Source organism: Amycolatopsis sp. NPDC114478 (assembly GCF_055633805.1).
Map to the genome: position 1 here is coordinate 266,243 of NZ_JBVKDO010000005.1, position 24,810 is coordinate 291,052.

The 24,810-nt window shown below is 72.7% G+C and carries 16 protein-coding genes; 4 read left to right on the plus strand and 12 right to left on the minus strand.

What is annotated here, in order from left to right:
* Positions 1-56: 56 nt before the first annotated feature.
* The 4 genes from ACZ7OH_RS17255 to murJ form a co-directional block, all read right to left on the minus strand.
* On the minus strand, positions 57-851 hold the full coding sequence (locus ACZ7OH_RS17255; RefSeq protein ID WP_470281665.1) for a hypothetical protein: 795 nt from the start codon (positions 849-851) through the stop codon (positions 57-59).
* Positions 848-1,471: an RNA polymerase sigma factor SigM gene (gene sigM, locus ACZ7OH_RS17260; RefSeq protein WP_400897335.1), complete on the minus strand. Its 624-nt coding sequence runs from the start codon at positions 1,469-1,471 to the stop codon at positions 848-850. Before sigM ends, ACZ7OH_RS17255 begins: the two co-directional genes overlap by 4 nt.
* A gap of 31 nt (positions 1,472-1,502) precedes the next feature.
* A complete protein-coding gene (locus tag ACZ7OH_RS17265) occupies positions 1,503-3,095 on the minus strand; it encodes a protein kinase family protein (RefSeq protein ID WP_470281666.1) in 1,593 nt (530 codons plus the stop codon).
* Between the two features lie 81 nt (positions 3,096-3,176).
* Positions 3,177-4,898 (minus strand): murein biosynthesis integral membrane protein MurJ, encoded by a 1,722-nt coding sequence (gene murJ, locus ACZ7OH_RS17270; protein WP_470281862.1) that lies wholly within the window; start codon positions 4,896-4,898, stop codon positions 3,177-3,179.
* Positions 4,899-5,378: 480 nt separating this feature from the next.
* Between murJ and ACZ7OH_RS17275 the strand changes: the two genes are divergently transcribed.
* On the plus strand, positions 5,379-5,810 hold the full coding sequence (locus tag ACZ7OH_RS17275) for a hypothetical protein (RefSeq protein ID WP_470281667.1): 432 nt from the start codon (positions 5,379-5,381) through the stop codon (positions 5,808-5,810).
* 123 nt (positions 5,811-5,933) lie between these two features.
* Here the strand turns inward: ACZ7OH_RS17275 and ACZ7OH_RS17280 are convergent, their stop codons facing one another.
* Both ACZ7OH_RS17280 and ACZ7OH_RS17285 read right to left on the minus strand, forming a co-directional pair.
* Positions 5,934-8,090: a DUF6049 family protein gene (locus ACZ7OH_RS17280; protein WP_470281668.1), complete on the minus strand. Its 2,157-nt coding sequence runs from the start codon at positions 8,088-8,090 to the stop codon at positions 5,934-5,936.
* On the minus strand, positions 8,087-8,641 hold the full coding sequence (locus ACZ7OH_RS17285; RefSeq protein WP_196425812.1) for an NUDIX hydrolase: 555 nt from the start codon (positions 8,639-8,641) through the stop codon (positions 8,087-8,089). Before ACZ7OH_RS17285 ends, ACZ7OH_RS17280 begins: the two co-directional genes overlap by 4 nt.
* A gap of 99 nt (positions 8,642-8,740) precedes the next feature.
* Here ACZ7OH_RS17285 and ACZ7OH_RS17290 point away from each other — a divergent pair, with 99 nt between their 5' ends.
* The 3 genes from ACZ7OH_RS17290 (at position 8,741) to ACZ7OH_RS17300 (ending at position 12,469) form a co-directional block, all read left to right on the plus strand.
* Entirely contained in the window at positions 8,741-10,183 is a 1,443-nt protein-coding gene (locus ACZ7OH_RS17290) for a CCA tRNA nucleotidyltransferase (protein ID WP_470281669.1), read from the plus strand.
* A gap of 102 nt (positions 10,184-10,285) precedes the next feature.
* Complete coding sequence (locus ACZ7OH_RS17295) at positions 10,286-11,614, plus strand: sensor histidine kinase (RefSeq protein WP_470281670.1); 1,329 nt, start codon at positions 10,286-10,288, stop codon at positions 11,612-11,614.
* Between the two features lie 12 nt (positions 11,615-11,626).
* Positions 11,627-12,469 carry a class I SAM-dependent methyltransferase gene (locus ACZ7OH_RS17300; RefSeq protein ID WP_470281671.1) on the plus strand — a complete coding sequence of 281 codons (843 nt, stop codon included), beginning with the start codon at positions 11,627-11,629 and terminating at the stop codon, positions 12,467-12,469.
* On the opposite strand, the gene ACZ7OH_RS17305 is transcribed toward ACZ7OH_RS17300, so the two are convergent.
* Genes ACZ7OH_RS17305 through ACZ7OH_RS17330 form a run of 6 tightly spaced genes read right to left on the minus strand, consistent with a single transcriptional unit; the run spans position 12,456 to position 24,802 of the window.
* Positions 12,456-14,345, minus strand: coding sequence for a TNT domain-containing protein (locus ACZ7OH_RS17305; protein WP_470281672.1), 1,890 nt, complete (start codon positions 14,343-14,345; stop codon positions 12,456-12,458). The two genes, ACZ7OH_RS17300 and ACZ7OH_RS17305, sit on opposite strands and share 14 nt — an antisense overlap.
* A 54-nt stretch (positions 14,346-14,399) precedes the next feature.
* On the minus strand, positions 14,400-17,234 hold the full coding sequence (locus ACZ7OH_RS17310; RefSeq protein ID WP_470281673.1) for an ADP-ribosylglycohydrolase family protein: 2,835 nt from the start codon (positions 17,232-17,234) through the stop codon (positions 14,400-14,402).
* Positions 17,235-17,250: 16 nt separating this feature from the next.
* Positions 17,251-19,494 (minus strand): ADP-ribosylglycohydrolase family protein, encoded by a 2,244-nt coding sequence (locus ACZ7OH_RS17315; RefSeq protein ID WP_470281674.1) that lies wholly within the window; start codon positions 19,492-19,494, stop codon positions 17,251-17,253.
* Positions 19,495-20,910 (minus strand): TNT domain-containing protein, encoded by a 1,416-nt coding sequence (locus ACZ7OH_RS17320; RefSeq protein ID WP_470281675.1) that lies wholly within the window; start codon positions 20,908-20,910, stop codon positions 19,495-19,497.
* Positions 20,907-21,341 carry a hypothetical protein gene (locus ACZ7OH_RS17325; RefSeq protein WP_470281676.1) on the minus strand — a complete coding sequence of 145 codons (435 nt, stop codon included), beginning with the start codon at positions 21,339-21,341 and terminating at the stop codon, positions 20,907-20,909. The genes ACZ7OH_RS17320 and ACZ7OH_RS17325 overlap by 4 nt, the downstream gene beginning before the upstream one ends.
* Positions 21,341-24,802 (minus strand): toxin glutamine deamidase domain-containing protein, encoded by a 3,462-nt coding sequence (locus tag ACZ7OH_RS17330; protein ID WP_470281863.1) that lies wholly within the window; start codon positions 24,800-24,802, stop codon positions 21,341-21,343. The genes ACZ7OH_RS17325 and ACZ7OH_RS17330 overlap by 1 nt, the downstream gene beginning before the upstream one ends.
* Positions 24,803-24,810 lie beyond the last annotated feature (8 nt).

Consider the following 24,810-nt stretch of genomic DNA (forward strand, 5'->3'; position numbering starts at 1 on the left):
CCCGTGTACCAGGCTCAACACGATCGTAGGTGGCGGTGTTCCCGGCGTGACAGGCGCTACTTCTCCCCGACGACCTTGTCGAACAGGACGGCCGGGTTGCCGGGGCCGCAGTCCGCGCCGAAGGCCACGAGCCGGAACTGTGCGAGCTTGCCGGTGGTCAGGATGATCATGACTCCGGCCTTGCCGCCGACGTTCACCGGGCGGATGCCCTCCGGCCGCACCTTCGGGTCGAGCCCGGCGGCCGCGATGCACGCGTCCAGCCGGTCTTCGTTCTGCAGCGGGCCGAAGTCGCGGACGCCGACCGCCTTGCCGACCAGGGCCTGCGCGCCGCTGCCGTCGCTGCCGACCGACGGGCCCGTGGGGGCCGGCGCCGCGACGTTCGGGGTGCCGCTCTGCTGCGACGTCGAGGGCAGCGCGACGGTCACGGCGACGACCGCCGCCGCGGCCGCGGTCAGGACGCCGGCGGCCCAGCCGAGCCGCTTGTTCCGCCGCCTCCGGGCCGCCGCGAGGTCCACCACCTGGGCACCCCGCGGTGCCGGTGCTGCCGGCCGGGCACTGGGCTGGGTCTTTTCAGGAAAGCGGGCCGCTGCTTCGGCGGCCAGCGCCGCGTCCAGCCGGGCCGCGAACTCGGCGGGCATCGGCGGGGCGGGCGCGTCGGCGAGCGAGGCCAGGTCGGCCTGCGTCGCGTCGAGGGCGGCCAGGATCTCCCGCGCCTCCGGGTCGGCGGTCACCAGCGGCCACAGCTCGGCCGCGCGGTCGTCGTCCAGGACACCGGCGTGGAGATCGGCGAGCACGTCGACAGACCAGGGCGGACCGACGGTCCCCCCGATCCCCCGGCTTTCGTCCGTCATCGTCCCTCCCCGCTACCCGGCTGGCGCCCGGCCCGTTTGCTTTCGTGAGTTGGGACGTTCGCAATCGCATCGGGGTTCCGCAGGTGTCCGAGAACCTTCGCGAGTTTTCCGCGGCCCCGCGCGCACCGGCTCTTCACGGTGCCTTCGGCGATACCCAGCATCTTCGCCGTCTCCGCGACGGAGTAGCCCTCGACGTCGACGAGCACAATCGGCGCGCGCTGCTCCTCCGGCAGCTGGTCGAGCGCCTGGCGCACGAGCAGGCTCGTCTCGCGCTCGGCCATCGAGTCGCGTGGGGTGGCCGGCTCGTTGAAGCCGGTTTCCGGCAGCGGCACGGTCGGGCGGGCCTGGCGGCGGCGGATCCGGTCGAGGCAGGCGTTCACCACGATCCGGTGCAGCCACGTCGTGACCTGCGACTCCGCGCGGAACTTGTCGGCGGCCCGGAACGCCGAAATGAACGCGTCCTGCAGTGCGTCGGCGGCCTCTTCCGGGTCGCGGACCGTGCGCAGGGCGACCGCCCACATGCGGTCGCGATGTCGCTGGACGAGTTCGCTGAACGCATGGGGGTCCCCCGCGGCGTGAGCCGCTATCAGATCCGCATCCGTGGGAGCTGCAGCTGTCACCCGGCAGAGCCTACTGACCCTGTCGGGTGCGTCACCCCGCAGGCAGGAAGCTCAGGTCACCGATCTGGGTGAGGTACGCGCCGTCCTCGCCGCCCAGCTTCGTGATCCAGATGATGAAGTACTGACCCTGGGTCGGCTGGGCCAGCGGGATCGTCGTGTCGCCGTCGTTCAGGTCGCCGTTGCCGACCACCTTCGTGTCGGTCAGGTCGGGGTTCCGGTCGTTCGCCGAGCGGATCTCGACGTGCGTGCCGGCGGTGCCGCCGCTGATCTTGACCTGGCTCAGGTTGATCGGGTCCTGGAAGGAAGCGACCAGCCCGACGCCCGATTTGATCGTCGGGAACTGCTGCTTGTACTGCTCGGTCTTCCACACCGTGCCGGGGTCGCCGTCGATCGCGTTCTTCGCCCGGCCCGGGTTGTCGCCCTTGCCTTCGGGGTTGTAGACCGCCACGCTCTTCGGCGGCACCGGGTCGCCCAGCGCGGGCGACGCCGGCGGCGGGGCCGGCGACGACGACGCGGGCGGCGGCGCGGCCGACTGGCTCGACGCCGGCGGCGCGGCGACGTTGATCGTCGGCCCGCTCACCTTCGAGTCGCCCTGGAAGACGTTGATCAGCATCAGCCCGCCCCAGGCGAGGATGACGACCGTCGCGACCACCAGCACGGTGACGCCGAGCGCGAGCTTGCGCCGCCGGGCGACGTCCTTGACCGGCTTCTTCGTGGTCCAGACGGTGCCTTCGCCCTCGGCCGGGTCGCCGCCGACGGCCTTGATCAGCTGGGTGCGCTCTTCCTCCTCGGCCACCTGGTCGAGCATGCGGAGGATGGCCGCGCTGGTGCGGATGCCGCCGTTGCCGCCGTCCTCGATCGTGCGGACGGCGAGCGACGACAGGTCGGCCGGGACCGTCGGCACTAGCTGGCGCGGCGGGACGATCCGCCCCTGCGGCGACAGCGGGGCCGGCTGGATCGCGGGCGGGCCGCCTGGCAGCGCCCAGCGGCCGGTCAGCAGCAGGTACAGGACCGCGCCGAGCGCCTTGACGTCGTCGCGCAGCGTCGCTTCCGGCAGCGGGCCGGGGAAGGCGAGCTTCAGCGCGCCGTTCGGCGTCAGCCGCAGCCGCTGGGGGTGGTCGAGCCCGAGGACGAGCCCGTTCTGGTGAGCCTGCTCGACGGCTTCGGCCAGCGCCTGCACCATCCGCGCGGCCGCGGCGGGGGCCACCGGCCGCTGCGCGACGAGGTCGACCAGGTCGCTGCCCTTGGTCCACTCCGCGACGACGACGCCGAGCAAGCCTTCGCTGGAGGTGATGCCGCTGCCGAGCGCGAGCACGTCGAGCACGCGGGCGACGCCGCCGTGACCGAACTTGGACGCGTGCGTGGCGCGTTCGAGGGTCCGCCGGGCCAGCCGGGCGGCTTCGGGGTCGGCCGGGTCACCGACCAGCAGGGTCAGCGCGACGTCCCGCTTCAGCTGCCCGTCCCGGGCGCGCCAGAGGTGCGCGTCGGCCCGCTCGTCCACGCCGAACTGCGCGAGGAGGCGGTAACGGCCGTCGCCGACCACACGCCCGGGGGCCAGCGATCCGACCTGGGCCTTGCCCACGTGGTTCGCACCCCCCGCCTGTTCGCTCCGCCTCGTGTCCACCCTCACTCGCTCCCGCTCGATCCCGTTGTCGAGGGTACCCAGAATACGACGCACGAGTCGTCGCCTTCCGTACCGGAATCGTTACCCCCGCTTGATCAACCGGGTGAACCTCGAAGTGGCCGGCTTCAGCTCCTCCACCTTCAGCGCCATCAGCACGCCGAACGAGACGACGATGCCCACGATGCCCTGCAGGAAGAGTTTGACCCAAGCACCCAGCCGGGGCCCGAACGAGTCCGGCACGATGTGACCGGCCACCCAGGCCGCGCCGACGCCGAGCGCGCTCGCGACGACCGTGAAGAGGATCACGCCGATCACCCGCTTGCTCCGCAGGTTGCCCAGGGTCACCCAGAGCCAGACCTGGCCGAGGATCGCGCCGACCACGAACGTCAGCGCGTTCACCATCATGACGCCGAGCACGACGTTGTCCGGCGACAGCAGCACCGGGCACAGGTACAGCAGGGGCACCTTGACCAGCGTCATCACGATCATGATCAACGTCGGCGTGCGGGCGTCCTTCATGGCGTAGAAGACGCGCATCTGGAGCATGACCAGCGCGTACGGCAGCAGCGCGAACGCCGAGATCGCGAGGGCGTCGCCGAGGCGCTCGGCGGTGTCGACCGTGCCCTTGCCGAAGGTGAACAGCGCGATGCCGATCGAGCCGCCGACCACGGTCATCACCGCGGAGATCGGGACGAGCATCACCGTCGACATCCGGGACGCGTAGGAGAGGTCGCCGATCAGCTTCTTGTGGTCGCCGTCGGCGGCCGCGCGGCTCATCCGCGGCATGATCGCGGTCAGCAGCGAGACGCCGATGACGCCGTACGGCAGCTGGAAGAGCAGCCAGGCGTTGCTGTAGGCCGTCACACCACCGGGTGAACCGCTGGTCAGCACGCGGGTGTTGATCGTGTAACCGATCTGGCTGACGGCGACGTAGCCGAGGATCCAGAGCGCGAGGCCGCCGAACTCCTTCATCTGCTTGTCGATGCCCCAGCGCCACTTGAACCGGAAGCCGGACCGCAGCAGCGGCGGCACCAGCAGCAGGGCCTGGGCGACGATGCCGCCGGTGACGCCGATGCCGAGCGTCAGCACCTTCGGGTCGGTGATCGACGGGTGCGCGGTGTCGATGTCGCCCGGCATGATCCAGACGACCAGGATCGTGAAGATGACCACCAGGTTGTTGATCACCGGGGCCCAGGCCGTCGGCCCGAAGATCTGCTTGGCGTTCAGGACGGCCGAGAGCAGGGCGAACACGCCGTAGAAGAAGATCTCCGGCAGCAGCAGGTAGGCGAACGCCGTGGTCAGGCCGGAGCTGGCCTTGCCGGAGCCGTCGACGTAGAGGCCGGTGAACGCCGGTGCCGCGAGCACCGCGACGGCCGTGCCGACCAGCAGCAGTGAGAACGCCACCGTGATCAGCCGCTGGGTGTAGGCGGCGCCGCCGTCGGGATCGTCCTGCGAGCGGACGAGCAGCGGCACCACCACGCTCGCGAGCACGCCACCCATCAGCAGCTCGAAGATGATGTTCGGCATCGTGTTGGCGACGTTGAACGAGTCGTTCGCGATGCCCTGGCCGATCGCGCCGACCAGCAGCAGCTTCCACAGGAAGCCGGTGATCCGGCTGATCAGCGACGCGATCGCCATCCGGCCGGACGCCTTCGCCAGCGACGGCGCCTTGGCCGGCGCTTCGACCTCTTCGCCCGGCCTCGGCTTGACCAGCGGGCCCTTGAGCGCCGGCATGACCTGGGTGGCCAGCGCGTCGTACGGGCGCATGACGTCCGGGTCGGCGACCGGCCAGCGCGAGTTCATCGGGACGCCGGCGGTGCGCGGGATGAACCGCGTCGCCTCCGGGTCGGGCGGCCGCTGGGCGTCCTCCTGCCACGGCCGGACCGGCGCGGGCCGCCGGGAGCCGCGGCCGCGCGGGGGCACGGGGATGCCGGGCGGCGGCGTGCCGGGGGCCGGGCTGCCCGGCGGCGGGGTCACCGGCGGGGCGGGCTGCGGCAGCCGCCCTTGGGCCGATGGCGGCCCCTGCTGCGGCGGGGGTCCCGGCGGGTTCTGCGGGGGCGGGATCGGCTGGACGCGGGTGGGTGCCGGGCCGGCGGCCGCGCGAGGTGGCTGGCCGCCACGGGGCGGGTTGCCGGGTGGCGGCTGCTGCGGAGGGGCACCCGGGGGCGGGACCCGCCGGGGCGGGCGCGGCTCGCGGGGCGGCGCTTCGTCGTGGGTGGGCCAGGCGTCGCGCGGGGGCGCGCCGTCGCGGGCGGGCCGCTGGTCGCGGAGCACCCCGTCGTCGTGGACGGGACGACCGTCGCGGAGAGGCGCGTCGTCGCGGGCGGGCCGCTGCTCGCGGAGCACCCCGTCGTCGCGCACGGGACGGCCGTCGCGAGGCGGGCCGTCGGGGCGGCCGTCGCGCGGAGGCGCGTCGTCCCGGGCCGGACGCCGCGGTGGGACGGCGTCTTCACGAGCCGGGCGTCGGGGCGGTGCCTCGTCGCGGGCCGGGCGGGGCGGGCCGTCCTCGCGGAGCGGGCGGCGGTCACGGACCGTCGCGTCGTCCGGCGGCGGCGGCACCGGGCGCGGCTGGCCGTTGCGGGGCGGCTGCCTGCGGCCGCGCTCCGGCGGTGGCGGAGGCGGCTGCTGGCGGCGGACCGGGCGCGGGGGGCCGTCACCCCGTTGCGGGGGCTGAGCGCCTTCGCGTCGAGGACGACTCGCACGCTCGGGTGGTAAGCCCGGCTCTCTCTCCAACGCGTGCCCAATCCTCGGTGCTCGTCCGGTGCCCGCGGCCCGGTGCCGCGCATGTGCGGACCAAGGGTAATCGGGAACCGCCCGGAACACTCGAAGGCCGAGGCATCAGTCCACGACGTCGCGACCCGCCCGGGCGTCCTTCACCCGCCGGTAGATGCGCCGCGAGGCGAGCAGAAGCAGGGCCACACCTGCGGTGACGGTCGCGATGATGGTGATCGCGCCGTACTCCGTGGACGTCAGCTCGAAGCGCGCGGATGACCCGAGCGGGGTACCGGTCGGCGTGCTCAACGACACATCGACGCTGAACCGGCCGGCCCGCAGCGCCTCGACCGGGAGGAAGTAGTTCCGCCCGCCGCCCGCGGGGAAGGACCGCTCCTTCGTGTCGTCCGCGCGCAGGCCGATGTTGTTGTTCAGGGTGAACCGCGCGTTGATCCCGACCGGCAGGTCGTTCACGACGTACACCGGGAGCGGCGAGTTGCCGGACGCGAGCGCGATCGTCTGCCGCGGCTGCTGGACGCTCACCCGGTCGCTGATGGCCGCGATCTCGGCTTGCGCGTTCGCGGTCGCCGCGTCGGCGGGCAGGCCCCGCCAGCCGGTGGCGGCGCCGCGCAGCTCGGCCAGCCGGACCGGTGCGACGACGTCGTCCGGTTTCACCCGTTTGGTGGGGTCCAGCTGCATCGCCGACGCCATCCCGGTGGCCTGGTCGTCGAGCTTCGACAGCGTCGAGACGAGCGCGGGGTCGGGGACCGAGCCGGGGTTCTGGCCGCCGTCGCCGACCGCGCCGGTGGTCTTCGGATCGGCTTCCAGCAGCGACGGGAGCGAAGAGGCCGTGACGACGCCCGCGTTGAGGAAGTCGCCGACCTGCTGCAGGTACGCCGTGAGCTCGGCGGCCGGGGCGTCCCACCGCCGCGGCGGGGCGACCAGCAGGTGGTCCGGGCGCTCCTGGCCGGCCGGGAGGCCGAGGCCCGCGCGGAAGGCGAGCGCGCCGAGCCCGTTCTGGCTCGAGATCGCGCGCTCGGTGCTCGCGGCCACGGTGACCGAGTCGGGCACGCTGGGCACGCCGGACATGGCCGCGGAGATCAGCGAGTCGGTCGGCTGGGCCCGCACGGCGCCGCCTTGCACGGTGACGCCGCCGCCGGCACCGGCCGGGGCCAGTTTCGCCGCGTCGGTCAGCACGGTCTTGACGCCGGCCTGGGTCAGCGCGGTGAGCACGGCCTCGTTGAGCGTGCCGTCCGGCCAGAGCACGCCGGTCTGCGGCGTGACGCCGACCAGCTGCTGGATGGTCGCCGCCGACGCGGCCGCCTGCGCGACCAGGATCGGATCGCCGGGGCGGATCCGGGAAAGGGTGTTCAGGTCGGCGTCGGCGTAGGGCAGCGCCACCACGCACCGGCCGGTCAGCATGGTGCGTAGGGAGGCGAGCCACGTCTTCGCGGTCTGCGCGCCCTTGCCGTCGACGTTCCCGGCGTCGGTGTGGACCTGGTAGCCGCGGCTCATCAGGTCGACCGTCGTCAGCAGGTCCGGGTCGAGCGCGAAGCACATCGAACTGGCGAGGCGCGTGTCGCTGTGCACGACCGTCGACGCGGTGGTGACCAGCGCGTTCAGCCGGCCGTCGGGGCCGATCTCGTCGGCCAGCCGGTCGTCGCGCAGCACCAGCGGCTGGCCGTACGCCGCCGTGTAGACCTGCGGGACGGTGCTGGTCAGCGGCCAGAGCAGGGTCATGCTCGGCGCGCCCGCCGACGAGTGGCCCGTGGCCTTGCCCGGCCGGGCCAGCACCGGCATCAGCATGCTGACCGCGCCCAGCCGGGCCGGGCCGCCGAACTCCGGGGTGCCGTTGACGTTCACCAGCAGCGGGTAGACGCCGGGGCTGCCGAACTGCGCGGCCTTGGTGCCGGTCAGGTTCACCGTGATGTTCAGCGGCGCGCTCTGCCCCGGCTCCAGGACGTCCGCGAGGGAGGTGAACTCGGTCAGCGGGGTGTCCTTGATGACGGCGCCGGCCAGGACGTCGTTGATCCCGCGCGAGGTCGTCTGGCGCTCGCCGACCTGCAGCCGGACCTGCGGCCGGGTGACCTTGCGGTCGCCGGTGTTGGTCACCGTGCCGGCGACGGTCAGCGTCGTCGACGAGCTCGTGATCACGCGCGGGTTCAGCTGGGTCAGGTCGACGCGCAGGCGGGCGCCTTCCTCCGCCTGGGCCACCGTGGCTCCGGTGAGAGCGGGGACGGCCAGGAAGAGGACGGAAAGGAAGGCTGCGGCGAACCGCTTCACTCGGGGGCTCCCTCAGGGGCGTGCTCGTCTCGTCCGTGGACGTCCGGGCGCGCGAAAAGTTCCTTGAGCATCTGGCTGGCCTTCCGGACGAGCTTGCGTTCGTCGGAGTAGGCGAGTTTGGTCTCGAGCTCGGCCAGCGGGACCCAGGCCACCTCGGTGACCTCGACGTCCTCGTCGGACAGCTCGCCGCCGAGCGCTTCGAGCAGGAAGTGGTGGACGGTCTTGTGGATGCGCCGCCGCTCCGCCACGAACCAGTAGTCGATGGTGCCGAGTGGACGCAGCACGCGCGCGGAGATGCCGGTTTCCTCCTTGACCTCGCGCACGGCCGTCTGTTCCACCGTTTCACCGTCCTCGATGTGGCCCTTCGGCAGCGACCACAGCAGTCTGCCGTGCCGGTCGAGCCGGCCGATCAGCACCGCCTGTTCGCGCTCGGCGTCCACCACGAGACCGCCGGCCGACGTCTCGTCGACCGTGGTCAGGCGCCTGCCGCGCTGACGCCTGCGCCGCCTCCGCGGCTTCGAGGCGCCGGGGCGGCCGGCTGATCCAGACATGCTGCGATGCTAGAGCAAACGGTTGCCCCGGTAGGCTGGCTCTCCGTGTCCTGTCCGGTGGTGCCTGTAGTAATCGCACCCGAACCCAGTGGGATTTTCGTGAACGACGTGGTCGCCAAGGAGAACGCGGTGGTGGAGCTGATGCGGCTCTCCCCCCTGGCGGACGAGCTGGCCGAAAGGTTCGCCCGGGCCGGGCACCGCCTGTACCTCGTCGGCGGGAGCGTGCGCGACGCGCTGCTCGGCCGGCGCTCCGGTGACCTCGACTTCACGACGGACGCGCGGCCGGACCGGGTGCTGAAGATCGTCAGCGACTGGGGCGACGCGGTCTGGGACGTCGGGATCGCGTTCGGCACGGTCGGCGTGACCAAGAAGGGCATGCAGCTCGAGATCACGACGTTCCGCGCGGACAGCTACGACCGCGTCGGCCGCAACCCCGAGGTCACCTTCGGCGACAGCATCGAGGGCGACCTGCTCCGGCGCGACTTCACGGTCAACGCGATGGCCGTCGAGCTGGCGTCCAAGACGTTCATCGACCCGCACGACGGGCTGAGCGCGCTAAGGGAGAAGGTGCTCGACACGCCGGCGACGCCGCAGGAGTCGTTCGCCGACGACCCGCTGCGCATGCTGCGGGCCGCCCGGTTCGCCGCCCAGCTCGGCTTCACCGCCGCGCCGCGGGTGGTCGACGCGATGACGTCGATGGCGGGCGAGATCGACCGGATCACCGCCGAGCGCGTCCAGGCCGAGCTGTCGAAGCTGCTGCTCGCGGACGACCCGCGGCCGGGGCTGGAGCTGCTCGTGGACACCGGGCTGGCCGACCGGGTGCTGCCCGAGGTGCCCGGGATGCGGCTGGCGATCGACGAGCACCACCAGCACAAGGACGTCTACGAGCACTCGCTGACCGTGCTCGCCCAGGCGATCGAGCTGGAGAAGACGCACGAGCCGCCGTCGGAGCCGGACCTGATCCTGCGGCTCGCGGCGCTGCTGCACGACGCCGGGAAGCCGGCGACGCGGGAGTTCCAGCCGGGCGGCGGGGTGAGCTTCCACCACCACGAGGTGGTCGGCGCGCGGATGGCCCGCAAACGTTTGCGGGCGCTGAAGTTCTCCAAGGAGATCATCGACGACGTCTCCCAGCTCGTGTTCCTCCACCTGCGGTTCCACGGCTACGGCAAGGGCGAGTGGACGGACTCGGCGGTCCGCCGGTACGTCACCGACGCCGGTCCCCTGCTGACCCGGCTGCACAAGCTGGTCCGCGCCGACTGCACCACGCGCAACCGCCGCAAGGCGGCCGCGCTGCAGGCGACCTACGACGACCTCGAGGCCCGCATCGCCGCGCTCAAGGCCAAGGAGGACCTCGACCGCGTGCGGCCGGACCTCAACGGCGAGCAGATCATGGAGCTGCTGGGCATCAAGCCGGGGCCGGACGTCGGCAAGGCGTGGAAGTTCCTCAAGGAGCTGCGCCTCGACCGCGGGCCGCTGGAGCACGACGACGCCGTGGCGGAGCTGAAGAAGTGGGCGGCCGAGCAGGGAATCGGAAATTGCTGACCGGATTTCTGTCAATTCCGTGGATCGCTGGACCACACCCCCGCGGATCGGTGATACTCCCTAACCTCGGTTCACCGACGTGACCAGGGGGTTGTCCGTCCGATGTCCACGGAAGCGCCCGGACCGCCCAAACCGGGCAGCTTCTTCGTTGCGCTCCTGCGGCAGGGGGCGCCCGCGATCGCGACGGCCACCAGCGAGCTCTCGGAAGAGATCGGCGACCCCACCCCGATCCACGCGCTGAAGCGGATCTCGAAGATCGGCGGCCCGATCGACCCGACCCGCCGTGACGGCCTGCTGCTGCGTGCCACCCGGTACGTCGTGCTCATCCCGCTCGCCTTCCGGCTGCTCGCCGTGCCCGGCCAGTTCGGCGTCTACGTCTTCCGCCACGGCGCGACCGGGCTGCTGCCGGTCGGCCTGTTCACCCTGCTCTCGGTCGCGGTGAACGTGATCGGCTTCCGCTGGATGTTCCGCTCGGCGCCCTACCGCGGCCGGGACGCGGGGAAGCTGTTGGCCGTCGACCTCGTCTTCACCGTGCTCTCGCCGCTGGTCCTCGCGCTGACCGTGCCGCCTGAGGCGTACTTCGACGCACTGGCGGTCAGCAGCCTCCACCTCTTCGGCGAGGCCGGGCTACTGACGCTCGCCCTCGGCGTCCCCAGCGGGCTGGTGTTCGGGCTGCTCAGCTTCCCGCTGCGGATGCTGGCCAACTGGCTCAACAGCGGCCAATTCCACGTCGGCGCCGCGTTGTCGACGTACTCCGCGCTGCTCGCCGAGCTGTTCCTGGCCACCGCCGCGCTGGTGCTGACCGGGCTCGGCACCCGGCTGGCGCTGGCCTACGGCACCCGCAACGGGCGGCTCGCCGAGCGTGCCCAGCAGCACCGGATGCTGCACGACACCGTGCTGCAGACCCTCGAAGCCATGGCGCTGTCCGACACGTCGAACGCCGAAGAGCGGCTGGTCGAGATCCAGCGGCTCGCCCGCGCCCAGGCGATGGAAATCCGGCACATGATCGAGACGGCGAAGTCGGAGCAGGCCGAGGCCGGCGCCCGGCCGCTGGGCGAGAAGCTCGCCGCGCTCGCCGCCGAGATGGCGCGGGACGGCCTGCGCGCCCAGCTCGTGGTGGCCGAACTGGACGACGACACGCTGTCGGAGGTCCGGCAGATCGCCATCCGCGACGCCGTGCGCGAGGCGATGCGGAACACGATGAAGCACTCCGGCACCGACCGGGTCGTGGTGCGCGTCGAGGAGCGCGACGGCGGCATCGCGGTGATCACCCGCGACCACGGCAGCGGCTTCAGCGCGGCCGACCACCCGGCCGGGTTCGGCATCAGCGAGTCGATCACCGCGCGGCTGGCGGAGGTCGGCGGGACCTCGCGCGTCGAGTCGGGACTCGCCGGGGGCGGCACTCGGGTGACGTTGTGGGTCCCGTTCTGATATCCCCGGACCATGACCTCGATCGAGCTGCTCGCCGACGCCCTCGCCGCCTACCGCTCCGGTGACCGCGACCGCGCCGCCGAACTCGCCCGCCGGGCCGGTTCCCCGCTGGCCGGCGAACTGCGGATCCACCTGGCCGGCGACGGCGCGGCGGCGGTGTACGACCAGCCCGAAGCGTTCACGGCGTTCATCCGCGGCGGTGGCAACGTCGAGCTTTACCGGCGGCTGAGCGAGGAACTGGCCGCGCGTTACGACAGTGCCAAGCCGGAATCGCTGCTCGACCTGGGCTGCGGGGACGGCCTGGCGGTCGTGCCCGCGCTGGAGCAGGCCACGCACGTGCCGAGCCGGATCGACCTCGTCGAGCCGTCGGCCGCGCTGCTCGACGGCGTCCGCGAGCGGCTGCCGGCGGCGACCTGCTGGCAGGCCACCGCGCAGGAGTTCCTGGCCCGCGACGACCTCGGCTGGGACTTCACGCAGTCGACGTTCGCCTTGCAGTCCATCGAGCCGGAGCAGCGCGCGGACGTCCTGCGGGCGCTGCAGCCGCGCACCGGGACGCTGGTGCTCGCCGAGTTCGACGTCCCCGAGTACGTCGAAGGGTCGATGGACCACCTTCGCTCGCTCGTCGAACGCTACGAGCGCGGCGTCGCCGAGTACGGCGCGGACGCGTCGCTGGTCGCGCAGGGGTTCCTGCTGCCCGTCCTGCTCGGGATCGTCGCCGGGCACGAGCGGACGAACTGGGAGCTCCCGGCCGCGGTCTGGGCCGAGCAGCTGAGGACGGCGGGCTTCGCCGACGTCGACGTCGAACCGCTCGCCGGCTACTGGTGGTCGCCCGCCGTCCTGATCACTGCCTGCTGAGCGCGCCCGTCTCGAGGTGCTGGGCGAGCGGCCGCGGCAGGAGGTAGGCGACCGCGCCGCCCGGCATCCCGCTCCACGGCGCCGCCACGCCGGTCAGCACCCGCAGCGAGCGCTGGACGCGGTAGAGCCGCTTCTCGCGTTCGCGTTCGAACGCCAGCGCCGTCTCGACGAACCGCGAGCCGTCGGCGTGCACCAGGTTGCCGGTCTCGTTGCCGAACCGGACGACCGTCGTGCCCGGCGTGAGCACGATCAGGCGCTTGCCGCGGTAGAAGTTCAACGGCGGTTCGCCGCGCATCGGCAGGATCGGCCAGTCGGCGGGCTGGTCGGACTCCTCCGCCGGCCGCGGCGGCTGCATCAGCAGCACGCCGAGCAGGAAGCGGGCCGCGTCGGCGAGCGAGCCGAACGCCACCGGCTCGTCGGCCGGCGGCCGCGAGACCTCCCAGCCGTTCTCCGCGCGCCGCAGCGTCCAGACGTCGTCGACGGGGACCTCGGTGGCGCCGATCCGGTAGGCCGATGACGGCACGCCGTGCTCGGCGAGCCGCTGCTGGAGCAGTTCCAGCGTCTCCGCGCCCTTCAGCGTCCGCACCTGCTCGCCGCGCGCGACGCGAGTGAGCGCGCGCTCGTCCGGCAGGTCGGCGGCCGTCTGCTGCGGCCGCGGCTGGCCGAGGACCTCCGCCTCCGCCGTCGCGCGGACGAGCTCGCCGACGAACGGCGGCCGGAAGCTCATCGCGCGCGCGTGCTCGACCAGCTCCGGCTCCGGCGGCACCCCGTACTTGCGCAGGTAGTGCGGCACGGCGGCGGGCCAGATCCAGGTGCCGTCGGTGTGGAACGCGTTCGGCACGTCCGGCTTCGCGCCCGGCGCGCCGAAGATGTCCGGCAGCGGCGCGGGCCGGTGCAGCGCGACCGGCGCCCGGAACAGGTAGTCGAGCAGGCCGCGGACCTGGTCCGGCGGCACCGGCGGCCGGTTGACCACCGGCCGCTCGCCCTCGGCGTGCGAGTCGGCGGTCCGGGCCAGCCGGAACGTGACGTCCAGCGGCAGCCCGGCCTTCGCCGTCAGCCACGCCGGCACGTGCTTCGGCGCCCGCGGGAACGTCGCCAGCTCCAGCTCGTAGGCCGCGGTCGACGGGCGGCCGCCGTCGTTGGGCGGCACCCGCCAGTCCGGCTCGCGGTCGGCGTCGAAGTCGAAGTCGAACTGCGACTCGGCGTCGAGCGTGAAGGTGCCCTGGAACCAGGTGCCGGTCTCGGGCTGGAACATCGCCGCGCGCAGCCGGGCGAACAGCCCGCCGAGCTTCGGGGCCGCGGGCAGCGAGACCGACACCGGGCCGTCCTCGTCGCCGACCGCGCGGACCTCGATCTCGGAGTAGTCCCCGACCTGGCGGAACTGCGCGCCGACGCGGGCCCAGCCGCCCGGCACGGTGTGCAGCAGCGTGCGGCCGATGGCGCGCAGCAGCGCGTTCTGGTCGCCGGTGCCCGGCTGCGGCCGCGCCTCCGGCGTCTCGGTGAAGTCCTGCCGCGTCTGCCACAACGCGGTGACCTGCTTGGCCGGCACCGTGACCGAGAAGTCGGTCAGGCCCAGCTGCGCCGCGCGGGCGGCGTCGTCGCGGACCCAGCGCAAGGTCAGCTCCGGCCGCGCGCCCGGCGCGACCTCGAAGACCTCGTCGTCGTACGCGGCGAAGGTGCGCAGCGTGAACGTCGACGGCACCTCGCTCGCCGGGACGACCTTGGCCGGCCGGTCCTCGAACTCCTTGTCGAAGTCCTCCGGCGCCTCCTCGTCCGGCAGCACCGACAGCAGCACGGTGCCGTCGGTCGTCGAACGCTGCGCGCGGAACGTCCCCTCGCCCCACGTCGCGTACAGGCCGTCCGGGCGTTCAGCCACCTCTACCCGGTAACGCACGTTTCGTCCTCCCCTGACCCCAGTGACACCCGAAACCTAGTCGACCGGGTACCGCGCGAACCACCGGTCGTCACCCGGGGCGTCCGGTCCGAACTCGGTGAGCGCGTCGTCCGCCAGGCCGACGATGACGTCGCGGAGTTCCAGCTGCTCCAGCCAGCTGTCCCGCAGGCTTTCCTCGCCGTACATCGCGCCGACGAGGTTGCCGCAGACCGAGCCGGTCGAGTCGCTGTCCCCGCTGTGGTTGACCGCCGCGAGCAACGCCGTGTCGGCGTCGGTGGTGGTCAGCGCGACGTACACGGACATCGACAGCGCGGTCTCGCCGACGTTGCCCTGCCCGAGCGTCTCGAGCTTCTCCGGCGTCGGCGGGCCCTGCTCCGCCAGCGCCAGGGCCGCGTCGAGCGCCGCGCTCTGCTCCTCGTGCCCCGGGTGCTTGACGAGCTCGTCGCGCGCGGCCGTCAGGGCGTCGAGCAGCGGTTTCCCGTGCAGCAGCCCGCGGACGAGCACCGCGAAGCAGCCCGAGGACAAATACCCGCTCGGGTGACCGTGGGTCAGCGCTGCGCTTTCGGCCCCGAGCCGGAACACCTCGGCGAGGTCGGCCGACCACAACGCGACCGGGGCCGCGCGCATCACGCCGCCGCAGCCCTTCGAGTTGTTCACCGGCCGTTCGACGCTGCCCCGCACGCCCGCGCGGCCGTACCCCTCCAGCTCGCCGAAGCAGGTCAGCCCCGGCGCGCGGCGGCTGAACAGCTCCTGGTGGGTGATCAGCCAGCCGTCCGGCGCCTCGACGGCCGATTGCGGCCCGCGCGCCCGGTCCCACGCGACGCCCTGCGTGTGCAGCCAGCGCTGGTAGGCCATCTGCAGCGAGTGGACGACGTCCGCCGACCCGGTCTTCCGCTGCTGGGCGTGGGCCCTGACCAGCGCTTCGAGCGTGAAGAGCGTCATCTGCGTGTCGTCGGTGATCCGGCCGACGCCGCCGTACGCGGGGATGAAGCCGGTGATCCCGGCCGGCCCGGCGATCTCGCGGATCCGGTCGATCGAGTCGAACTCCGTCTTGGCGCCCAGCGCGTCGCCGATCGCCCCGGCCAGCAGGCTCCCCCGCAGTCGCGATCGCAAGTCCGGTCCCTTCGGTTTCGGGGTGAACCAGCCGCTCGGGTACCGGCGCTCCCAGCGTGCGTGCTCCGCGGTCTCCGTCTGGAGGCCGTTGCGGTTGAAGTACCAGAAGACGTCGCTGGCGACGTCTTCGAGGAGTCCGAGGTCGGGCAGGGCCGCGACCCACGCGGCGGGCAGGCCGGGCAAGCCGAGCCGGGCGCCGACGAGCGCGCCCGCGATGGCTCCGGCGACCGGGCCGGACCGCGCGGCGAGCGTGATGGCCGCTTCGGGGTCGTGGCCGCGCTTGGCCGCGGCGAACAGCGCCCGGCCGAGCACCGACCGGACGCTCCGGCCGTCGCCGATGCTCTCCAGCTGCGTGACGTCGTCGGCGTCGCGGTCTTCGCGCAACGCCAGCGTCTGGGCCGCGAGGTCACCGCCGATTTCCCGCAGCCGCAGGTGGACCGGCGGCGCGAACGCGTCCCGGGTCAGCAGGGCTTGGAAGAGCGCGATCAGCAGGTCGACGCCCTCGGTGTCTTCACCACCGGCCAGCTCGCGGGCGACGTCCTTCGCGTACCGCTCGCCGTCGACACCGTCGATGGCCACCGCGCCCGCCGGGGTCGCGGCCAACGCCGTGGCGAGCAACGCCGAAGCGTCGTCGGGGGCGAACCCGGCGTGCCGCGTCGCGACCGCCAGCCAGCCGACGGGGTCCGGATCGGGCAGCGGCGAAGGCACCTCGCCGGTCGGTACCGGCGGCAGGCCGCGCAGCACGCTGTCGGTGTGGAACAGCAGGTGCCGGGTCAGCCCGCCCATCGGCAGCGGACCGGTGGCGCCGCCGCCCAGCGCGTCTCCGATGGCGAAGCCGGCGTACGCGCCGACGATTCGGTGCCACGCGAAGCGCGCGGCCAACGTGCCGAAGGCGGAGAACTTGCCGAACGTCCACGGCACCGGCCGCGGTCGCGCGTCCTCGCCGACGTGCGCGATCAGGCCGTTCGCGCCCAGGTCGGCGGGCCATTCCGGGTCCTGGCCGGCCCGTCGCCGGACGCCGTTGCGGTACTGCCAGGCGAACCCGCTCAGGTACCGGACGCACTCCTCCGGCGTCAGCTCGAAGTGGTAGTCGCGGGCGTGGTCGACGGCGTAGCGCAGGTGCCGTTCCAGCAGGTCCGGTGGCTCGACGCCGAACTCCGCGACCAGCGCGGGCAGCGCCTCGCCGACCTCCGGCCCGGCTTCCGGCGCGGGCTCGTCGACCTTGGGCCGCCGTTCGGCGGGGCCGGCGTCGGCCAGCTCGGCCGCGGTGAGGCTGCGGACCAGGCCGGTACCGGGGTCGAGCGTCAGGCCGGTCGAGGGCAGGTCCGCCAGCAGGTCGCGGACGGTCACCCGCCACCGGTGCGGGTACCGGCCCGGCACCTTCGCCGACGAGCTGTAGGCGATGACCTCCCGGCCGTCCGGCACCGAGCGGACCAGCGGCTCGCCGCCGGGCGTGGGCACCAGGACTTCGCAGTCCAGCAGCGCGCGGACGAACTCGGCGCGGCTGATCCAGTTCGCGCCGAGGTAGTTCAGGAGCTTCTCGACGTCGGTCGACGGCACCGGGAAGCCGCGCCAGACCGGGCCGGGCGTGTACTGCTCGTTGGCGCGGCGCGGGCCGGTCGGCTCCCCGAACACCGTGTACTGCGCCCAGCCCCGGATGGCGCGCACCGGCAGGCCCAGGTCGGGAAACGCCTTTTCGTCGAACTCCGGGTCGACGTCGGGCTTCCACTCGACGAAGCCGTCGCCGCTTTCAGTCATGCTCCCCATCCTCGGGCTAACGCCGCGGGTACCGCTCGATCCACTGGTCGCCGAGCGCGCTCAGCGCCGAGTGGCGGTCGAAGTGCCAGTAGGCGTCCGAAGCGACGTTCTCCACCAGGTACCGCAGCTCCAGCTGGTCGACCCACTTCTGCGGCAGCCCCGGGATCCCGGTGCGCGCACCGAGCAGGGCACCGGCGATCGCGCCGGTGAGCGCGCTACGGCCGGAGTGGTTGACGGCGCGAAGCAGCGCCTGCTCCGGGTAGTTCTCGAAGCCCGACAACGCGGCGAAGGCGCGGCCGAGGACCGAGAGCGTCGTCTTGCCGTCGCCGATCAGCTCGGGCATTCGCAGGTCGGGCAGCCCGTGCTCGCCGAAGAACGGCACCGACTCGGCGACCATCTCCGCGATCGCCGTCCACTCCGGGCCTTGCTGGTACTGGTTGTCCGGGTTGAGCACTTCGCGGCTGGTGTTCCAGATCGGGAAGCTGAACGCGTCCTTGGTCAGCGCGTGCTCGAACAGCCAGGTCAGGTAGGTCGCGGCGGCCAGGTCCGGCTCGGTCGGGTGCGTGACGCCGGCGAGGTCGCGCACGGCCTGGCGCGCGCCCCCGGAGAGGCCGCTGCCGGGCCCGGCCATGGTCAGCGCGGCGGGCAACGCCGGGATCAGCGCGGCCGGGCCGGTCATCGGCGGCGCGCCGCCGGCTTCGGTCGCGAGCTGGTGGTAGGCGTTGAGCTCGGCGTCGTCGGCGTCGCGGCGGGCGTGCAGGTCGGCGACCTGGACGAGCCAGCCGTCCGCGTTCTCCATCGGCGCGCCCTGCGTGCGCAGCCAACGCTGCAGCGCGCCGCGGACGACGCCGGGGAAGAGCTGCTCGGCCTCGCGCGACTCCGGCCGCTCGCGGTGCGGGCTGCGGATGGCGGCCTCGGTGTAGAACAGCAGCCGCTGCGTCAGCGAGCCGATCCGGCCCGGCTGGTCGAACGCCGGCACCATGTCGGTGACGCCTTCGATGCCGTACTTCGCGTGGATGTCGTGCAGCATCATCCGGTCGACGGCCGCGCCGAGGGCTTCCCCGAGCGCGAAGCCGACGTACGCGCCGGTGACGCGCTGCCAGCCGTAGCGGAAGCCGTCGAGGTTCCGCTCGAAGTACTTGCCGAACGTGTCCAGCCGCGGGGTCGTCCGGCCGGCGTTGTCGTAGGCCGGGGCCAGGCCGTTCGCGCGCAGGTCGTTCGGCTTGCTGCGCGGCGGCTCCGGCATCTGCAGCCGCTTCAGCCACGACTCGCCGAGCACGGTCTTCGCGCACTCCTCGGCGGTCAGCTCGAAGCCGCGCCGCCGGGCCTTCTCGGCCGCGGCGAGCGGCGGCTTGACCGGGTCCGGCAGGCCCATCCGCGCCGCGGTGTCGGCGGCGACGCGGATCAGGTCCTCCTCGGCCTCCGGGCAGCGGCCGTGCACGTCGATGCGCGGCTCGTGCCGCGGGAAGCGCTGGACGATCTCGGCGAGCTCGCCGCTGGAGACGTCCTCGATGGTCGTCGGGCCGCCGTTGATCACCAGGTTCGGCGGGTGCTCGAACTCGGCGAGCGTCGCGACGTCGACCTTCCACCAGCCGTGCTCACGCGAGGGCAGGTGGCGGGTCGAGCTGAACACCTTGAGCTCGTTGCGCTCTTCGGCGAAGTAGAACCGGTCGGTCTTGCCGGTCTCCAGGTCGAGCGGGACGTACACCTCGCACCGGATCAGCCCGATGAGCAGCAGCTCCCGGGTCAGCCAGCCGACGCTGCCGAACGAAAGCAGCGTCTCCAGGGTGTTCTCCGGCTTCGGGTAGCCGCGGCGGATCGGCCCGGCCTTGTACTCGGGGTTCTCGCGCTCTTCGCCGGTCTGGTTGCCCTCGGCGTCGACCTTCACCCAGCCCGCGACCGCCTGCAGCGGCACGCCCAGCTCACCGAGCCCGGCCTTCACGTACTCGGGGTCGACGACCTCGCGCCAGCTCTCCTGGCCGGGGAACGCCACCGGTACCGACAGGCCGCCGGGGTGCGGGTGCGCCTGGCGCAGCTCGCCGTCCGGCTCGCGGACGACGACCGACGGCGGCGGGAAGATCTCCTTCTCCGGCCGGCCCTCGTCGAGGAACGCGATGGTGTTGTAGGGCACCGACCAGCCCTCGGGGATGCGCAGCACCTTCTCGGTGTCCACCCGCAAGCCCGCGGGACCGGAGACGTCCGGGCCGTGCACCGCGCGCAGCCACTGGCCGACCTTGGCAATCGCTTCCGCCGCTTCCACCTACTCGATCCTCTCCAGGCTTCCGTCGGACTCGTGCTCGGCGATCGTCTTCGGCAGCACGAAGGCCACCGCGCCACCCGGCAGGTTGGCCCACGGAACCGTGATGCCGGTGATCACGTGCAGAGGGCGTCTCAGCCGGTAGCTCCGCCGCAGCCGCTCACGTTCGAGTGGCAGCGACGTCGTGGCGAACCGTACCTCCCCGTGGTGGACCAGGTTGCCGGGTTCCTCGCCGAAGCGCAGGACGACCGTACCCGCCACCAGCCGGGTGATGCGCTTGTTGCGGAGCAGGGTGAGGGGAGGCTCACCCGGCGCCGGGTGGACCGGCCAGTCGTCGAGCTCCCGGGCCGTCTCCAGCGGGGTTTCGTGGCCGGCGGTCATCCGGGCGGGGTGCAGCAGCAACGCGCCGAGCAGCTGCTGGGCGGCGTCTTCGAGCCGGTCGAAGTACTTGGGCTCGCGCGGCTTCCCGCCGGCGTACGCGGCGACTTCCCAGCCGTCGGGGGTGAAGTTGAGGCACCACGTCCCGTCGGCCCGGTCGCCGACGCGGTACGCCTCCGGCCAGACGCCGTGCTCGCCGAGGCGCTGCACCAGGACGATCAGCAGCTCTTCGTCGGCGAGCCGCGGATCCGGCGTGGTCTCCAGCTCCGCGGCGACGTCCCCGCTCGTCTTCTTGACGTCGGCGCGGCTCGGCTTCGGCCGCGGCTCGCCTCGCAGGTCGGCCGCGGCGGTCCGGCGCACCAGCGGCTCGACGTACGGCGGCTGGAAGTGGTGGCGCCGGATGTGCGCGACGAGGTCCGGCTCGGGCGGAATGCTCTGATCGGCCAGCTGGTCGGCCACCGACGACGGCCAGATCCAGGTGCCGTCGGTGTGGAAGCGCACGTCGCCGTCTTCGTGCACGACGGCTTCGCGCTCGAGGTACTGCAGCACGAGCGGCACCTCGGTGTCGGTCAACGGCGGGCGTTCGACGTCCCGGCTGCCCGCGTCCGCGTGCCGGAACACCACACCCAGCGGCAGCTGCGCCCGCAGCCGCCACCAGTCCGGGATGTGCTCGTCGGCGCGCGGGAACGCGGCGAGCTCGTCCGGGTAGGCGGCCGCGGGCGGCGGGTCCGTCCACACCGGATCGTCGTCGAGCGCGAAGTCGAAGTCGAAGGTGCCATCCGGGTTGAGTGTGAAGCGCGCCTGCAGCCAGGTGCCGCGGCCCTCGGCGGCCATCCCCTTGCGCAGCTCGGAGAACAGCTCGGCGACGGCGTCGGACGTCGTCGCGTTGTGGCCCTGGAGTTCGCGGTGCGTACCGACCTGCCGGAAGTCGACGGCGGCCGGACCCGCGGCGTCGGTCCGGAGCTCGCGGACGAGCTTTCCCAGCTGCACCAAGAGGGTGCGCTGGTCTTCGGGCGAAAGTCGATGTTCCACGTGAATCATCGCTCGAGCACCGAGGTGAAGGTGAAGGTCGGGGCTTCGCCGGCGTCGCGGCGGGCGAACTCGTCCTCCCACATCTTGAAGGTGCGCCGGTACAGCGATTCGATCAAGGCGCGTTCCTCCTTGGTGATCTTGCGGTTCTCCTCTTCCACGCCGGCCCGGATCGCGTCGATGGTCTGGTAGAGCGCGAAGATCGGCCCGTCGCCGCGGAGGTAGTTGTGCCGCGCTTCCTCGGTCCGGCGCACGAACCGGTCGCGGTCGAGGCTCCGGATGTCCGGTCCGTGGTCGAACAGCACGTCGGTGACGTGCTCGTTGTCTTCGTCGAACCGGCCGGTCTTCCAGTTGAGGATCCGGCCGGTGAGCCCGCCGTCGGGCGTGCTGTCGACCACGTAGGTGTGGTCGTAGTACTCGAAGTAGGACGGCGTCCGGACCATCAGAGACTCCCCTGCAGCGCGTTCCAGAACAGCTCTCGTTCGCGCTTGATCAGCCCGTCGATCAGGGCTCGTTCGTCGGCGGTGTAAGTCCGGCCCTCGCCCTTGGCGAGCGCCTTGAGATCGCGTCGGACCTCGTAGAGCGAGTGTTCGTACGCCGAAACGTCGTCCAGCGCCTTGAGGTGCAGGCGCAGCTCGGCGACGTGCCCGTCGATGCGCACGCTCATCTGCAGGTCGCGGTAACCCGCCGGAGCGGGGTTCGCGAAGCGGTCGTCGAAGTCGACGATCTCGAGTTCGGGGTGGTCCGCGATCTGCGCCAACGCGGCGTAGGCGTCCTGCACGCGTTCGAACTGGATCATCGCGCCCGCGAGGTCGACCAGCCGCGACGCGTCACCGTCGTAGTTGGTGTTGATCTTGTCCATCGCCCGGCCTTCGGACTTCGGCCCGGGCCGGAACCCGGCGTGGCCGCCGGTCTCCTCCGCCAGCGGCGGCAGGATCTCCTTCAGCTTCGCGTCGGCACGCGCCGCTTCCGCGTAGCGCTCGGCGAGGTACTCCCGCGTGTAAGCCTCGTCCCCGGCCTTGCCCAAGTCGAACCCCGCCTGCCGGCGGTGCTGCTGGGGGTGCCCCTCCGCCTGGTCGATCACCTCGCGGGACGTCTCGGCCTGGTCCGGCGTGAGCGGGGTCGGCTCCGCGTCCGGGCCCACCGGTTCCGCGTCCGGGTCCGGGTGGTGCACCTCGTGCGCCGCGTCGGCCAGGATCGGGATGGCCTCGTCGTGCACCAGCAGGCTCGCGATCGTCTCCGGCTTGCGCAGCAGCGACCGCGTCAGGAACTCGTTGGCCGGGTCGTGGAGGAGTTCGACCAGCTCCGGGTGCTCGGCCAGCCGCGTCCGGACGAACTCGCCGACCGGTCCGAGGTTCTGCGGGTTCCCCTCGTGGTCCTTGACGACGAGGTCATTTGTGGCGCCGGCGAGCGCTTCGGCGACCCGTGGCTGGGCCAGGAGCTCGTCGAGGCGGGACTGCGGGGTGTGGCCGTAGCCGCCGTGTTCGCCTTGGAAGTGCTCGGTCTCGACGTGCTCGGTGCCGGGCGTGCCGACGTGCAGCAGCTTGATGTCCTTCGGCGGCTGCGGCAGGTGCATGAGGTCGCCGGACTGCGGGTCGAGGAACGCGACGCCGTCGCGGGTGTGCACGACCATCGCGACGTGCCCGTACTCGGCGCCGTTCGGGCCGTCGTACTTCACCGCGACCACGGCGTGGTGGTCGAGCGGCCTGTCCCGCATCTCGCGGATGACGTCGTCGTAGCTGCCGCGCGCGGAGAACGTCTCGCCGAAGCGGCCCTCGATGTGCTCGAGCGTGCCGCGCGTGCCCATCTCGTGGAAGGGGATCGGCTCGGCCGTCGCGGTGCCGCCGTGCAGCCGGTCCCAGTACGCGCCGGGCCCGCGGGTGCAGTTGGACAGGTAGCCGTTCTCGAGCGCGCGTGGCTCGTGGAAGCCCGGGTTGACCTCGCGCAGGTGCGGGTGCCGGTCCTGGACGTAGGCCGCGCGCTCGCTCGGCGTCGTCCCGACGGCGTGGATGGCCGGTTCGGCGGGCGGGTTCGTCGAGCGCGCCAGCCGCGAGTAGTCCGGCCCCGGCTCGGGGACGGGCAGCGGTTCGGCCGGGGTGTCGACGGCGTCGTGGACCGTCGGGTGCTCGGGTGGCGGAGCGACGTGGTCGGGCTCGGTCAGGCCGCCGAGGCGTTCCATCAGCGCGGCCTGCCGGCGCCGTTCGAACTCGGCCGCGTTGTGGTCGTTCTCGGCGCGGCGCTCGGCCATCTTCCGCTGCGCGGCCTCGGGGTCGAGGTAGCGCGGGTGGCCGGGGCCGATCTCCTCGGCCTCGATGACCCACTTGCGGCGGCCTTCGGGCGTGACCTCGAGCCGCCGTTCGTGCACCAGCAGCTGCGTCCCGGGCGGCGACAGCGCTTCGCGCTCGGACGGGTTTTCGGCGAGCTTCGAGATGTCGCGGAGGTTGTCCGACCGGACGTGCAGCTCGACGTCGTCCCCGAACTTGCTGGTCGAGAACTCGTCGGTCTTGATCGACGCGCTGGAGAACGCGGGCTCGACGACCACGTCACCCGGGTTGTACGGCCCGGCGACGAGCTCGGCCAGCCGCGGGTCACCACCGACGTCGAAGGCGCGGATGGTCTCGCCGGACGTGCGCGGGACCTGGTTGAGGCCGTCGGTGATGGCGCGCGCGTTCTCCTGCGCGAGGTCGAACCCGGGGTGGCCGGGGCCACGGCGGAGAGCCTCGTTGACGTCGTAGGCGTACTCGCCGCGGGTGTAGCCGTGGACCGCGACGGCGGCTTCGTCGGTCAGCGGCAGCCCGGCGGCGTCCCGGCGGGCCAGCGCGCGGTCGTGGATGTCCTGGTAGACGCCCTCGTCGCCGACCGCGCGGCGGATGCTCTCGTGGTCGGCCGGGGTCGCGCGGTGCTCGTCGTCGAAGAGGTAACCCTCGTCGTGCGGCGGCCGCTCGGGCGTCGGGTTGAGACGATCGGTGATTGTCGGCGCTTCCTGGTGGCCGAGGGGCAGTTCGCGGATCGCGGTGGCGTCGTGCGGCAGCTCGGCGAGCCGTCCGGTGACGGGATCGGCGAAGAGGACCCCGTGCTCGGTGTGCACGGCGGCGACCAGCTGTTCGTGGCCACCGTGTTCGAAGGCGACGGCGGCCCGCGCGCCGACGGGACGTCCGCCGAGGTCGCTCGCGACGTCGTCGAAGCTGTTTCGGCTGCTCCACGGCCCGTCGAGCGTCTCACCGCGAGCCGGCCCGGCGACGACGTCCTCACCGTTCATCCGCCGGTCGAAGGCTGTCATCGACTCGGCGGCGTTGGTCCGGAAGGCGTGGGCACCCGGGCTGTAGTGGTTGCGGGTGTTGACGGCGGCGAGTTCGGGAACGGCGTCGCGGATCAGGCGTGCGTGCTGCTGCGGCGTCTCGACGGACCCGGCGTGCAGCACGGGCGTCCCACCGGGCGTGAGCGGTTCGGCGAGCTGAGACCAGCCGCCGTCGGGCGCGTTCGTGGCGGGCGCGGGTCTGACGGCGGGCGGCGGCGCGTCTTCGTCCCCGCCGAGCAGCCTGAACAGGTCGTTGGCCGGCTTGAGATGGGGGTGCTCGGCGTAGAACTGCTCGAGCTCGGCGTCGGCTTCGCGCTGGAACCGTTCCTCGTCGGCGCGTTCCTGGGCTCGCCGCTCCTCGATCGCCTCGTGCGAGTTTTCGCGGTACCGCGGATCACCGGGCGCGACCTCTTCGGCGTGCACGATCCATTGCGGCTGGTCCCGGGCCCCGGGCCGGTTCTCGAAGTGCGGGTGCTCGGGATGTCCCGGCCCCATCTCGACGCGGGTGACCTCGAACTGCGACCCGGCCTTGAAGAGGACCTCGCGCTCGCGTCCGATGCTGGCCATGGACTCGACGTCCCGGCCGGTCTTGGACTCGATCCGCATCTCGACCT